The organism is Aeromonas sp. PI_26 (assembly GCF_027854445.1).
Classification (GTDB): domain Bacteria; phylum Pseudomonadota; class Gammaproteobacteria; order Enterobacterales; family Aeromonadaceae; genus Aeromonas; species Aeromonas veronii.
Genome location: NZ_JAJNOE010000009.1, coordinates 90294 through 102841 on the forward strand (window position 1 = coordinate 90294; position 12548 = coordinate 102841).

At 61.3% G+C, this 12548-nt stretch carries 12 protein-coding genes and 1 pseudogene; 2 read left to right on the plus strand and 11 right to left on the minus strand.

What is annotated here, in order from left to right; translation table 11 throughout:
• Positions 1-79: 79 nt before the first annotated feature.
• Positions 80-1243, plus strand: a complete 1164-nt coding sequence (locus LRL22_RS11585; RefSeq protein ID WP_270905439.1) for a trans-sulfuration enzyme family protein — start codon at positions 80-82, stop codon at positions 1241-1243.
• A gap of 109 nt (positions 1244-1352) precedes the next feature.
• On the opposite strand, the gene LRL22_RS11590 is transcribed toward LRL22_RS11585, so the two are convergent.
• The 3 genes from LRL22_RS11590 to LRL22_RS11600 form a co-directional block, all read right to left on the minus strand.
• Positions 1353-3017 carry an AMP-binding protein gene (locus tag LRL22_RS11590; protein WP_005333638.1) on the minus strand — a complete coding sequence of 555 codons (1665 nt, stop codon included), beginning with the start codon at positions 3015-3017 and terminating at the stop codon, positions 1353-1355.
• A 98-nt stretch (positions 3018-3115) separates the two neighbouring features.
• The gene (locus LRL22_RS11595) at positions 3116-3394 is read right to left on the minus strand and encodes a YfcL family protein (protein ID WP_005333639.1); all 279 of its coding nucleotides are present in this window, start codon (positions 3392-3394) and stop codon (positions 3116-3118) included.
• Between the two features lie 99 nt (positions 3395-3493).
• Positions 3494-4609: an ATP-NAD kinase family protein gene (locus LRL22_RS11600; protein ID WP_270803714.1), complete on the minus strand. Its 1116-nt coding sequence runs from the start codon at positions 4607-4609 to the stop codon at positions 3494-3496.
• A 120-nt stretch (positions 4610-4729) separates the two neighbouring features.
• Between LRL22_RS11600 and LRL22_RS11605 the strand changes: the two genes are divergently transcribed.
• Positions 4730-5467, plus strand: coding sequence for a TerC family protein (locus tag LRL22_RS11605; RefSeq protein ID WP_005352619.1), 738 nt, complete (start codon positions 4730-4732; stop codon positions 5465-5467).
• 95 nt (positions 5468-5562) lie between these two features.
• Here LRL22_RS11605 and LRL22_RS11610 read toward each other — a convergent pair whose 3' ends face one another.
• From LRL22_RS11610 to LRL22_RS11645, 8 genes and pseudogenes are all read right to left on the minus strand, one after another.
• Positions 5563-6051: an OmpA family protein gene (locus LRL22_RS11610; protein WP_005333642.1), complete on the minus strand. Its 489-nt coding sequence runs from the start codon at positions 6049-6051 to the stop codon at positions 5563-5565.
• A gap of 35 nt (positions 6052-6086) precedes the next feature.
• Positions 6087-7316, minus strand: coding sequence for a diguanylate cyclase domain-containing protein (locus tag LRL22_RS11615; RefSeq protein ID WP_270905440.1), 1230 nt, complete (start codon positions 7314-7316; stop codon positions 6087-6089).
• Positions 7313-7870 carry a YfiR family protein gene (locus LRL22_RS11620; protein WP_005333646.1) on the minus strand — a complete coding sequence of 186 codons (558 nt, stop codon included), beginning with the start codon at positions 7868-7870 and terminating at the stop codon, positions 7313-7315. The genes LRL22_RS11615 and LRL22_RS11620 overlap by 4 nt, the downstream gene beginning before the upstream one ends.
• Positions 7871-8059: 189 nt before the next feature.
• Complete coding sequence (tyrR, locus tag LRL22_RS11625) at positions 8060-9607, minus strand: transcriptional regulator TyrR (protein ID WP_005333656.1); 1548 nt, start codon at positions 9605-9607, stop codon at positions 8060-8062.
• A gap of 148 nt (positions 9608-9755) precedes the next feature.
• A pseudogene (locus LRL22_RS11630) lies at positions 9756-9899 on the minus strand (4a-hydroxytetrahydrobiopterin dehydratase); the annotation flags it as partial.
• 5 nt (positions 9900-9904) lie between these two features.
• Positions 9905-10243: a 4a-hydroxytetrahydrobiopterin dehydratase gene (locus tag LRL22_RS11635; protein WP_216978931.1), complete on the minus strand. Its 339-nt coding sequence runs from the start codon at positions 10241-10243 to the stop codon at positions 9905-9907.
• A 63-nt stretch (positions 10244-10306) separates the two neighbouring features.
• Positions 10307-11101, minus strand: a complete 795-nt coding sequence (gene phhA, locus LRL22_RS11640) for a phenylalanine 4-monooxygenase (protein ID WP_270905442.1) — start codon at positions 11099-11101, stop codon at positions 10307-10309.
• Between the two features lie 400 nt (positions 11102-11501).
• A complete protein-coding gene (locus LRL22_RS11645; RefSeq protein WP_270905443.1) occupies positions 11502-12536 on the minus strand; it encodes a YcjF family protein in 1035 nt (344 codons plus the stop codon).
• Positions 12537-12548: the final 12 nt, after the last annotated feature.

Genomic DNA, 12548 nt, shown 5'->3' on the forward strand with positions numbered 1-12548 from the left:
TACCCGCGCTGACAAAAACAACAAGCAACGAACAACAAAACAAGTCATGGCCAGAGCCTGGTCATCACGGAGCAACACGATGAAATTCAAGACCATGAGCGTACACAGCGGCCAGCGGATCGACCCACAGACCGGCGCCCTCACCACCCCGCTCTACCAGAGTAGCACCTTCAGCTACTTCAACGCCCAGGCGGGCAAGGAGCGCTTTGCAGGTCAGGCCCCCGGCTTTATCTACAGCCGCTTTGGCAACCCCACCACCGCCGAGCTGGAGCAGAAGCTGGCGGCGCTTGAAGGTGCCGATGAAGCGCTGGTGGTGGCGAGCGGCATGGCAGCGGTGAGCGCCATCATGTATGCCCTGGCCGACAGCGGCGATGAGGTGGCCTATATCGGCCCGCTCTACGGCGGCACCGATGCCTTCTTGAAGCAGACCTTCAGCCGCGCCGGTATCAAGGTCACCGCCTACGAGAGCGACCGGGATCTGCTGGCCAATATCCGCCCTGCCACCAAGGTGGTACTGTTCGAAACCCTGACCAACCCCACCCTCAAGGTGGTGGATCCGCGGCTGGTGGTGGAAGCAGCCCGCAAGGTGGGCGCCATTACGGTATGTGACAACACCTTCCTCACCCCCTACCTGCTGCGTCCGCTGGAGCTCGGGGTCGATGTGGTGATGCACAGCGGCACCAAGTATCTGGGTGGCCACGGCGACATCATCGCCGGGGTGGTAGCGGGATCTCACGCCCTGATGAAGTCGATCCGCACCGTGGCCCTCAAACATATCGGTTCTCCCATTGGCCCGCAGGAGGCCTACCTGCTGCAGCGCGGGGTCAAGACCCTGCCGCTGCGGATGGATGCCCACCTGCACAATGCCCAGAAAGTGGCCGGGTTTCTGGCCGCCCACCCGGCAGTGAAGAAGGTGATCTACCCGGGGCTTGCCAACCATCCGGGCCACGATGCCCTCGGCGCCTTCGCCAGCGGCTTTGGCGGCATGGTGAGCATTGAGCTGGAAGGCGGGTTTGAGCGCTGTGCCACCCTGCTCGATAATCTGCAGCTGTTCGTGCAGGCGGTGAGTCTGGGGGATCTCGAGAGTCTCGCTTGCCATCCAGCCAGTACCACCCACGCCGCCATGGACGAGGCGAGCCGCCTCGCTGCCGGAGTCAACGACGACCTCATCCGCTTCAGCATCGGGGTGGAAGATGCGGACGATCTGATCGCCGATCTGGCCGCCGCGCTGGCGCAGATCTAACCGGGCGCACTTTTACTCGCCGACAAAACAGCGGCGAGTGATATGCCTCAAACACAACAACGGCCCATCAAGGGCCGTTGTTGTTTGTTGCGCTATGGAAAGACGGAATTTACTCCTCCCACACCACCACTTGGGATGAGGGCCAGCGATCCCCGACCTGGGCGTACTTTTGCTCCAGCAGGTGACGCTTGATCTTCATGGTGGGGGTCAGCACGCCGTTCTCGATATTCCAGGGGGTTTTCACCACCAGAATGCCGCGAATTTTGGCATGAGATTCCAGCTGATCGTTGACCCGAACCCGCGCCGCTTCCAGTCTGGCGTTGACCTCCTCCCGATTGCCCTTCATGGCGCTCTCGGCCAGCTGCACCAGCGCAATGGGCTGCGGCATGCCGTAACCAATCACGCAGAGCTGTTCGATGATGGGCTCCTGCCCCAGCAGTCCCTCGATGGGCACCGGCGCCACATACTTGCCCTTGGCGGTCTTGAACACATCCTTCATCCGGCCGGTGATGGTGAGATAACCCTCCTTGTCCAGCTTGCCCATGTCGCCAGTGTGCAGCCACCCCTCGGCATCGATGGCCTCGGCGCTGTGCTCGGGATCCTTGTAGTAACCCAGCATCATCCCTTCGCAGCGGCAGAGGATCTCCCCCTCGTCGGAGATCTTGATGGTCACCCCAATCCCCGCCTTGCCGACGGTGCCGATCTTGTCGGCACGGAACGGGTAGTTGATGGTGGAGTAGGCGTGGTTCTCGGTCATGCCCCAGGCTTCAGTCACCTTGAGACCGATGCTCAGATACCACTCAAGCAGCGCAGGGGAGACAGGCGCGGAGCCGCAGCCGAGTACCCGGGCCTGATCCAGTCCCAACCCCTTTTGCAGCTTGCGTTTGATAAGGCCGGAGATAAGCGGGATCTTGAGCAGCAACGCCAGTTTGTTCTGGGGCAGCTTCTCGTGGATCTTGATGCGGAACATGGCCCACAGCCGTGGCACCGAGATAAAGACGGTGGGACGGCAGCGTTTGACATCTTCGATAAAGGTGTCGAGGGATTCGGGGAACGCGATAGTAGCACCGCCATAGAGGCTGCCGCCGTAGATGTAGACCCGCTCGGTAATATGGGCCAGCGGCAGGTAGGAGAAGCCCCGATCGGCCTGGCTCAGGCTCACCGTCTCCACCAGCTTCTCGCACGACCAGGCGTAACGCTCGACGCTCAGCATGGCCCCTTTCGGCTTGCCGGTGCTGCCGGAGGTGTAGACCAAACTCAGCAGGGAGTCAGGGGCCTGCACCGGGCTGTCAGGGATCGGCTCATGCGCCTCCAGCAGATCGTCCCACTGGTGGCTGGCCGGCATGGTGTCATAGGGGAAGGCGATGCGCAGCAGATCGGCGGGTACGCCCGCCTCCTGACTCTTCCAGTCATCCAGCTTGCCGACGAAGATCGCCTTGGCCTCGCTATGGCGCAGCACATATTCGATGGTGTCGACGTTGGCAGTCGGGTAGATGGGCACGCTCACGTATTGCCCCATCTGCATCGCCAGATCGGCGATAAACCACTGGGCGCAGTTCTTGGAGAGCAGCGCCACCTTGTCACCGGCCACCAGACCGAGGTGACGCAAGGCCGTCACCATCCGCCGCGCTTCATCGGCCACTTCACCCCAGGTGAAATCGACATATTCGCGATTGATGGTTTGACGCAGGTAGGTTCGATCAGGACACTGCCGCTCCCAGTGATAGAGCATCTCGAGCGGCAGTTTATTGGCAATGCGTGAGGAGGAGGCCATAGTTTAATCCCTGAAACAAAAGGCGAAACTTATTATTAACCTTTCACTAACTTCAGGGGAAGAATAAACTCAAACTTCAGTTTGAATTGTGTATCCGATCAAGCTTCTGCGTCTTGTTGCAAACGACTCCACATCGCCTGCACCAGTTTTTCATCCTCTTCAGATAGCTCACCTTGCAAGATCGCCTCGTTGAGGCTGCGCAGCACATAGCTCTTGACGTCCCGCACCAGGGTCTTGCCTTCCAGCTCGGCCCGGGCAACGGCCAATGAGATATGACCTCGCAGGTAACCCCCCGCAAACAGCTCATCGTCGGTCGCGGTGGCAACCATGCTGTCGATCAGTCCCAACAACTTGTGCTCAAAATCGTGAATCGTCATGTAACGCAGCCTCATTTGCGGCAAAAAATTCGGGGGTATGGAACCGCAATCCGGTTGATTGCAGCTCTCTGGCGCCAGGCCAGCAGCGTCCTTGGCGTCCTATTCCGGGTTGGCCACCGGGTAGATGACCTGATCCTTGTATCCCGTGGTTATTCGCAGATAACCACGCAACGCCCGGTTTAATTCGGGATCATCGGTGTCCACCAGCAGCGGCCTGCCCGCAAGGGCGGCAAGCTTGGCTTTGGTTGCCAGCACCTGGATATTCTCCAGCCCTACACACCGAATCACCTCAGGACTCAATTGCTGATTTCCGCGCCCGAACAGATGTCCCTGTCCGCCGATCAGGGTAATGATCAGTCGGCAGCGACGGCCGCGGATCCGGGTCAGGATCTCGGCGGCGCTGAGATCCTGCCCGATAAGTCGGCCATTTTCCACCAGATCCACACCGAGCAAAGTATTTTCCAGACCGAGCTCTGCCATACAGGCTGCCACCGTGCTGCCGGAGCCCATCAGATAGAGGGTATCGGGCTCCATCTGCTCCACCACACCGGCGGCGAGATCCGCCAACACCAGCTCTTCGGACTCCTTTCCCCCCTGCTTGACCGCCTGCACATAACGCAGATCACCGGGCACCTTCAGCTGGCCGTAGTGGCGGGCCCGCACCTTGCCCGCGCGAAACGCCTCCTCGTCGATGTCGCGCACCTCGGCATCGATCAGGCTGAGCAATTCCCCAGCAATCATCCGCGCCACCACCCGCCCGCTGGCTGCGGGCGTCACCCCGTAGACGCCGGAGTGGATCTTGCACCCCGCGGGAATGCCGAGCACATGGCAGGACTCCCCCACCGCGGCGCAGATATCCCGCGCCGTGCCATCGCCACCGGCAAACAGCAGCAGATCGACCCCGGCTTCGCGCATCAGCCCGGCGGCGTGGCGGGTATCATCGGCCGAGGAGCTCTCCCCGGCCGGTTGATAGATGACTCGACAGGGTAGTCCCAGAGATCGGGCCACCGCCTCCCCCATCTCTCCCGCTACCGTCAGCAGTTCAAACGGGACGCTCAGCTCGCACAGTGGCAACAGAGCTTGCCGCGCCCGATCCTGCGCCTTGGGCACGGCACCACGAGCAAGCGCCTCATCCACCACGCCGTCACTGCCCTTGAGCCCCACTGCGCCACCAATCCCGGCGACCGGATTAATAATGAACCCTAATCGAAACATGCCTGCCTCCCTTGCGATGGCCACCATTTTTATCTTTTCCCCCCTCTGGGACAAGCAGTGGCGCCCCTGCTAGAATGCGCTGCTTCAATTTTCCAACCAATTTTCAACCAAGGTTCAATCATGCTGGAATGGGTTCTTGATCCCTCTGCCTGGGTCGCACTCGCCACCCTTACCCTGCTCGAGATCGTGCTGGGCATCGACAACATCATCTTTATCTCCATCCTGGTAGGTCGCCTGCCGGAGGCGCAGCGTCAAAAAGCGCGTATTCTGGGTCTGGGGCTCGCCATGGGTACCCGGATCCTGCTGCTGCTCTCGCTGGCCTGGGTGATGCGCCTCACCGATCCGCTCTTCACCGTGCTGGGTGAAGCCATCTCCGGCCGCGACCTGATCCTGCTGCTGGGGGGCCTGTTCCTCATCGGCAAGAGTGCCCACGAGATCCACGTCACCCTGGAAGGGGCGGCCGAGCCGGAGAGCGTCAGCAAAGCGGCCTCGGGCTTTATCAGCACCCTGATCCAGATCGCCATCCTCGATATCGTGTTCAGCCTCGACTCGGTGATCACCGCAGTCGGCATGGCCGATCACGTGCCGGTGATGGTGCTGGCCATCATGATCGCCGTCTTCATCATGATGTTTGCCGCCAAATCCATCGGTGATTTTGTCGATGCCCACCCCACCATCAAGATGCTGGCCCTCTCCTTCCTCACCCTGGTGGGCTTCGCCCTGATGGCCGAGGGGATGGATCTGCATATTCCGAAGGGCTACATCTACTTCGCCATGGCCTTCTCGCTGGTGGTGGAGATGATCAACATCCGCCTGCGCAGCCATCACGACAATAACGGGCAAAATAGCGCGCAGTAACCCTGCCCCACATGCCCTCGCGACCCCAGCTGTCGCGATCAAAAAGAGCGCCGATCGGGCGCTCTTTTTTTATGGGTAATGAAACGATGAAAAGGTTATTGATCGCTGATCACGATGGCAACCCGGCGGTTGGCGGCCCGGCCCTCTCTGGTCTTGTTATCCGCCAGCGGCATGGTCTCGCCACGGCCATGGATCTCCAGATTGGCCGGTTTCATGCCGACCGAGACCAGCACATCGGCCACCGACTGGGCCCGCTTCAGGGAGAGCTGCTGGTTGTAGCTGCTCTCGCCGGTATTATCGGTGTGGCCATCCACCCGCGCCTTGTCCAACCCTACGCCAAGCAGTGTTTTACCCAGTTTTTCAACGGATTGGCGAGTCTGGGGATTGAGCGCCCCCACGTTGTTGGCAAACAGCACCCGGTTGGCCAGATCCAGCGTCCACCCCTCATCGGTCAGATAAAAGCCCTGCTCCTTGAGCACGGCGATCTGCTCCGGGGTCAACCCTTTGGGCGCGCTCTGGCAACCGGCCAGCAGTGACAACATCAACCCCAGCAGGGTCACTTTCAACAGGTGGGTGATCTTCATGGTTTGCTCCTTGTTTATGTTGTTATTCTTGCCAGTCAGGCGATGGTTTGCTGTTCGCGGCGGCGCGCCCGTTTCGCCAGATACATGGCTGCATCGGCCTGATCACACAGCACGCTGGCACTCATGCCCGCCTGATAGACGGCAAAGCCGACACTCACCCCGGCCACCAGCTGACGACCGTCACGCAGTGCCACCGGTTCGCTCATCGCCTGCTGGATGCGGCCAATCACCTCTTCCACCTCATGCTGTCGCTGGAGTGGACCAACCAGCACCGCAAACTCGTCACCACCGAGGCGAAACACCAGATCATCCGGACGCAGCTGATGCTGCACCCGTCTTGAGAGCGCGATCAGCACATCGTCACCGGCGTTGTGCCCCAGCGTGTCATTAATTTGCTTGAAACGATCGCAGTCGAGATAGAGCAGCGCAAACCCCTCTTGCTCGCCGAGGGCGATGGCCTGCGCGAGCCGCGCTTCAAACAGGGCGCGATTGGGCAGTCCGGTGAGGGCATCGTGAGTCGCCTGATGGAGCAGGCTGGCATTTTCGCGGGCCTGCTGGGCCTGCCAGGCTTGCAGCTCGTCCAGCAGGGAGTTGAAGTCATCCCCCAGCTCGTTAATCTCGACGATATCGGCCGGTGGCGCCCGCATCCCCAGGGTGCGCTGTCGGCGTACCGAGTGGGCGACAAGTGCCAGTTTGCGCAGCGGTGCGGTGATGGAGACCTGCATCCGGTCAGCCACATAGAGAGCCACCATGGCGCTCAGCATCAGGCAAACAACCATCACCAGCAGCGCCGAGAGCAAAAACAGCAACAGATATTCACCATGGCCGCGCAGCTCGATGGTGGCGATCTGCTCGCCACCCCGCAGCATGGGGAGTTTGACAGGCCCCGGCATCAGCAGTTGGGCCAGATAGTCTTCGAGCGTCACCAGCGGGTTGCTTCTGGGGCGCTCCCAACTGGCGAGCAGCTGGCCATTGGTCAGCACGATAGTGGCTTCGGCCACCTCTTCCTTGGCAACGATGCCGCTAAGTGCCTCGCTCGCCGCCTCCTCATCGTGGAACACCACCGCCGCCTCGGCGCTGTAGCTGATGGCGCGGGCTACCAGCTCCAGATTGTGGTCGGCGTAAAAACGCACTACCAGCAGGGCCACCAGAGTAAAAAAGAGTCCTGCCACGCTGACGGCTGTGATGGCGGCCACCAGATGGGTTCGCCCCAGGCTCTGACGCAGGGTCAGACGGCGGGGAGCCGCGCTCACCTGTCGTCTCATGGAACCCCCTTGTCGGCATGGGCCAGCTTGAGCACGGCGGGATGCACCCGCACGCCGCTCAGGGCCAGGGCATCGAGGTTCACTTTAAACCGCACCCGCACGCTGTCCGGCGAGGTCTGCAGGCAGAACACCGAGCTGGTGGAGCAGTCGTGGTTGTATTCACTGATGCTGAGCACAGGGTGCCCCTGCAGGCGGGCAAACAGCGCAATCCGGGTCGGCTCGTCGAGCACTCCCAAATAGAGCACATCGCAGTGATCGCTGATGGCCGGATCGCTCGCCTCGTAACGATGGACCTGCACGGTACGGCCATTGGCCTGACGATCGATGGTAAAGAGGGCGCCGGCATATTCGGTCGGCGCCGCCACGCACATACGCAGCACCGCAGGCTCGGTGGGCCAGCGGGTGTAACTCATGATATCGAGCACCAGCTCCCTGACCGCCGTCGCCCGGCTCTCTGCGGCCGTTTCCGCCAGCGCGCGGGGCAACAGCAGGCCAAACGCGACCAACAGGAGCGCCAGACGGGCAGTTAAACGGGGGGAAAAGAGTAACAGCATGATCGGGAGGTAGTCGCCTTGACAATACCGCTGCTATGGCGTTGCGGTTCGGGTACATGAACCCAGATAGTAAGTTGGCTGACACTGGCCTGACAAGTCTCACCCCGCCATCAACTACCGAGTTCGTGTAAAGAAAACGGAGAGCCCGTCTGGTAACGGGCTCTCTGGTGGCAGGCAGCAAGGCGGGAATCACTTCTTGCTGATGCCGTATTCCCGCAGCTTGTTGGCGATGGCGGTATGCGACACGCCCAGGCGTTTGGCCAGCTGGCGCGTCGACGGGAAGGCGGGATAGAGCCGGGCCAGCAGCTGGCTCTCGAAGCGCTTCACCGCATCGTCGAGATTCCCCTCAAACCACTCGTCGATCAGCGGCATGGTATCGGCCGCCACCGGCAGGTCGATCTGCTCGGGCCCCAGTTCATCCCCTTCCAGCAGGGTCATGGCACGGTAGAGACAGTTGCGCAGCTGACGCACGTTGCCCGGCCAGCGATAGGCGGTCAGGTAGTCGGCCATGTTGCGGGTAAAGCGCGGACGGGGTCGCTGCAACTCGCTGGCAAAGCGGGAGACAAACTGCTGGGCCAGCACCATGATGTCCGCCTTGCGCTCGCGCAGGGGGGGCAGCGCCAGACTGAGCACGTTGAGGCGATAGTAGAGATCCTCGCGGAAGGTTCCTTCGTGCACCAGATCCAGCAACTGCTTCTGGGTGGTGCAGATGAAACGCACGTTGACCTTCACCTCCTGCTCGTCACCGACCCGGCGGAATACCCCATCCTGCAACACCCGCAAAAACTTGGTCTGCAGATGGGGAGACATATCGCCGATCTCGTCCAGCATCAGGGTGCCGCCGCTCGCCAGCTCCAGCACGCCGCGCTTGCCCTCGGTGTTGTTGCCAAAGGCACCGGGAGCATAACCAAACAGCTCGCTCTCGGCCACGTTATCGGGCATGGCGGCGCAGTTGAGGGCCATAAAGGGGTGGCTGGAGCGCAGGCTGGCCCCGTGACAAGCACGGGCCAGCAGCTCCTTGCCGGTACCGGTCTCACCGACAATCAGCAGCGGCGCATCCTGCATCGCCAGTTTGCGCGCTTGCGACAGCACCTCTTTCATCTTGGGGCTCTCGGCCTGCAGATGCTCGAAGCCCCCCACTTCCACCGCATGAAGCGCGCTGAAGTGCAGGCCGACCCGACGGGCAGATTTGAGCACCACCACGGCACCGGCCAGCGCCTGCTTGCCGCGGGCTTCTGCCACGAACAGCGGCATCAGATCTGCCAGATACTCTTCGCCATTGAAACTGAGCTTGCAGGTCTGCGGCTTGATCTCGCTCGCCTCCAGCCAGCGGGTGAAGGAGAAACCCTTAACCAGCGAACCGAGCGCCACGCCTCGCACCTCCTCCACCGGCAAGCCGAGGGTGGTGAGGGCAGACTGGTTGGCCTGGGTCACCTTGCCCTTGCTGTCGAGGGAGAAGACCAGATCCGGCAGCGCCTTGAGCAGCGCCTCGATCTCGTGGTGCTCTCGCTCGGAAGGCATGTAAGGGATGGTCTTGACGTCGTAGACGCCGGGAATGCGGCGGATCTCCGGCATCAGGTGCTGAAAATCACTGAACTCCAGCTCGGGAAAGTTGAGATAGATGATGCCTGAGGTATCGATTTCGATGCCGCGCAGATCGATATTGTGCTCCACCAGGCGGTCGAGCAGTTCCCGGGTCAGGCCCAGGCGGTCTTCACAGCTGACTTCAAGACGCATTCGGGACACACTTCCTAGCTAACTCTATGAATGAGCGGATAATACAGTCTCGATCCCCCCAGTGCGAGCGCCAGCCCATAAAAATGCGGGCCCGCCCCGCTTTCGCAGGCAGGCCCGGGTCAACCGATGACGCTGGTGTGGGGTGCGATTACCGGAGCAACTGATCGGTGCGCGCCGCCATGATGAAGTCGTTGCGATGCAAGCCGCCGATCTTATGCATCCACCAGCTGACGGTCACCTCCCCCATTCGGTCAGAAATGCAGGAAGGGGGATACTCCGCCTCAACCTGTTCTCAGATTATCTGGGCAATTGGTCTGTACGCGCAGCCATGATGAAGTCGTTGCGGTGTAATCCGCCGATCTTGTGGGTCCACCAGCTGACGGTCACCTTGCCCCACTCGGTCAGGATGGCCGGATGATGGAACTCTGCCTCCGCCAGCTCGCCCAGGCGGTTGGTAAACGCCAGCGCCTCCTTGAAGTTGCGAAACGTAAATTCCCGCCGCAGTTGCAGCGCCCCCCCCTCCACCAGCGGCTGCCAGTCGGGAATAAGCTGCATCAGCTCACGCAGCTCCTCATCGCTCACCTTGGGGGCATCGGCGCGACACGCTTCACACTGTTGGCTGGCCAGTTCGGACATGGGTTACTCCTGCTTGAATTAATGAAAAATTAATGAAAATGAAATAGGGTTGTTTGCTTTTGGTCAGCTCGCCTGTTTGCCAGCGGGAACCTCAAAACGTGGCGGATAGAGGCCAAGACGACTGGCCTCGGCCAGAGCAGCCATGATCTCCTCCCCAGTTAGTTGGTAGAGATGCTCGAGACTCGGCAGCACAAAATAGGTGGGCTGCATGATGTCGATGCGATACGGGGTGCGCAGCACGGTCAACAGATCGAAAGGTTGCAGCAGCGGCTGGCCGGAGAGGGCATAGGCGGTCTCACCGATGGAGGAGAGAATGCCGCCACCGTAGATACGCAGCCCGTCGGACGTTGCCAGCAGGCCAAACTCCACGGTGAACCAGTAGAGCCGCGCCAGAAAAACCCGCTGCTCCTTGCTCGCCTGCTGCCCCAACTGACCGTATAGGTGGGTGAAGTGGGCAAAGGCCGGATTAGTCAACATGGCGCAGTGGCCGAAGATCTCGTGAAAGATATCGGGCTCTTGCAGGTAGTCGAGCTCATCACGGCGCCGGATAAAGGTGGCCACCGGAAACTGGCGGTTGGCCAGCAGGGCGAAGAAGCGATCGAACGAGATAAGCGCAGGCACCGCCGCCACCGACCAGCCGGTCGCAGGCTGCAAGACGGCGTTGATCTCGGCCAGCTGGGGGATGCGATCTCGCGGCAATGTCAGTCTTTCAAGGCCCGCCAGATACTCGTCACACGCCTTGCCTTCAAGCGCCGCCAGCTGACGTTCGATCAGGATCTGCCAGGTGCCGTGCTCTTCGGCCGAGTAGTGGATCATCCCCCGGGCATCCGGCTGGTGAGCGGTATAAAGGGTTGCCATAAGCGGTTCCATCCTCTGCGCCGGGTGGGGCGCCTTGCCATTGGGTCACAGGATCACTGTAACGAACCGGCAACAAAAAAGCAGCCGACCCCGTGGTCGGCTGCTGGCGAGAGATGTAAATAAAATGTGACATTCACGCCTGATGGCGAGCTGACTCATTCAGAGTGAGCCAAACCCTTGGTACCCCTTACCCCTTGTACGACCAATACCTGAAGGAGACGGGATAAAAGCGGAGCAGCCCCGTTGCCCGGGTTAAGCCGTGATAGCCCATCAGCCCGGCGCAGATTGTTGCAAAAAACACCTGAAAAAGTGGATTAGCGTTTCACCAGTAAAACAATATAGATCCTCGGCATGCCTGGCCCCCATCAGGATCCGCCAACCCCCGAGCCCCGCTCCGGGGTTAGCTCGTCCCCTTGAGATAACCGGCCAGCTGACCCACCAGCCGCTTGCGCAGCTCGCCGAGTTTGGGTTTCTCGTCCGCACACCAGGGCAGCGGGCGGCACGCCTCTATAGTACGCAGGCCAAGGCGAGCAGTGAGCAGCCCGGCCCCCACCCCTTGCGCCGCGCGGGCGGAGAGCTTGGCGGCAAACTCGGCGCCCAGCAAGTCCATACCCACCTCGGTCACCAGCTCGGTGGCACCGGCGTAGAGCATGTTGCGAAACACCTGACGGATCAGACGTATGCGGCTCCAGTAGCCAAGTTCGATGGCATAGACATCGGCGATATCCTCGATCATCCGCAGGTTGCGCCACAACATCAGCATCATGTCGACGGTGGCGAGCGGGCTGAGCGCCACCAGCACAGCGGCCTCCCCCGACCATTTGGCCACCCGCGCCTGGGCCAGCTTGTCACGCTCGCCGAGTACCAGCTGGCTGTAGAGGGTCAGCACCTCCCGATCGCTGTGGCTCTCATCGAGCTGGGCCAGCCAGGTTTGATACCCTTCGCGCCCCTTGTCGCCACTTTTGACCGCCAACCCTTCGCAAAAGGCCTGCCCCTGCCCGACTCCCTGATGGGCAAGCAGATCTTCTGCTCGCGAGCGCACATCCTGACGCCGCTTGAGGGTGCGCAGTCGCAGCCACTCGCGCCCCACCACACTGGCGGTCCCCGCAGCGACCAACGCCGAGGCCGCCAGCCAGGCGCTGCCCCAGAGCGGGGTGGTGAGGAATTGATCGTAAAGAAAGGCGCCATACTGGCCCAACGAGAGCAGACCGACCGCCCCCAGCCCCCACGCCAGTAGCCGATGACGGCGACGCGGTTTGATGACGAGGGTGCTCTCCACCTCGGTGAACTCGTCCAGCGCGTCGAGGCGCTCGAAACTCGCCTCCTCCAGCCGCTGGGCCGGTGCGGGCGGTCGCTCGTCACTGGCCACCGTCAAGGCAGGCTCAAGGATCACCTTGCCCTGCAACGGTGGCCGCTCTTTTATCTGATCGTTCATCGCATTGTTCTC

Bases quoted from the DNA above. Each gene is read 5' to 3' on its own strand.
- LRL22_RS11585 (WP_270905439.1), top strand. From the start codon at position 80: ATGAAATTCAAGACCATGAGCGTACACAGCGGCCAGCGGATCGACCCA.
- LRL22_RS11590 (WP_005333638.1), bottom strand. From the start codon at position 3,017: ATGGCCTCCTCCTCACGCATTGCCAATAAACTGCCGCTCGAGATGCTC.
- LRL22_RS11595 (WP_005333639.1), bottom strand. From the start codon at position 3,394: ATGACGATTCACGATTTTGAGCACAAGTTGTTGGGACTGATCGACAGC.
- LRL22_RS11600 (WP_270803714.1), bottom strand. From the start codon at position 4,609: ATGTTTCGATTAGGGTTCATTATTAATCCGGTCGCCGGGATTGGTGGC.
- LRL22_RS11605 (WP_005352619.1), top strand. From the start codon at position 4,730: ATGCTGGAATGGGTTCTTGATCCCTCTGCCTGGGTCGCACTCGCCACC.
- LRL22_RS11610 (WP_005333642.1), bottom strand. From the start codon at position 6,051: ATGAAGATCACCCACCTGTTGAAAGTGACCCTGCTGGGGTTGATGTTG.
- LRL22_RS11615 (WP_270905440.1), bottom strand. From the start codon at position 7,316: ATGAGACGACAGGTGAGCGCGGCTCCCCGCCGTCTGACCCTGCGTCAG.
- LRL22_RS11620 (WP_005333646.1), bottom strand. From the start codon at position 7,870: ATGCTGTTACTCTTTTCCCCCCGTTTAACTGCCCGTCTGGCGCTCCTG.
- tyrR (WP_005333656.1), bottom strand. From the start codon at position 9,607: ATGCGTCTTGAAGTCAGCTGTGAAGACCGCCTGGGCCTGACCCGGGAA.
- LRL22_RS11635 (WP_216978931.1), bottom strand. From the start codon at position 10,243: ATGTCCGAACTGGCCAGCCAACAGTGTGAAGCGTGTCGCGCCGATGCC.
- phhA (WP_270905442.1), bottom strand. From the start codon at position 11,101: ATGGCAACCCTTTATACCGCTCACCAGCCGGATGCCCGGGGGATGATC.
- LRL22_RS11645 (WP_270905443.1), bottom strand. From the start codon at position 12,536: ATGAACGATCAGATAAAAGAGCGGCCACCGTTGCAGGGCAAGGTGATC.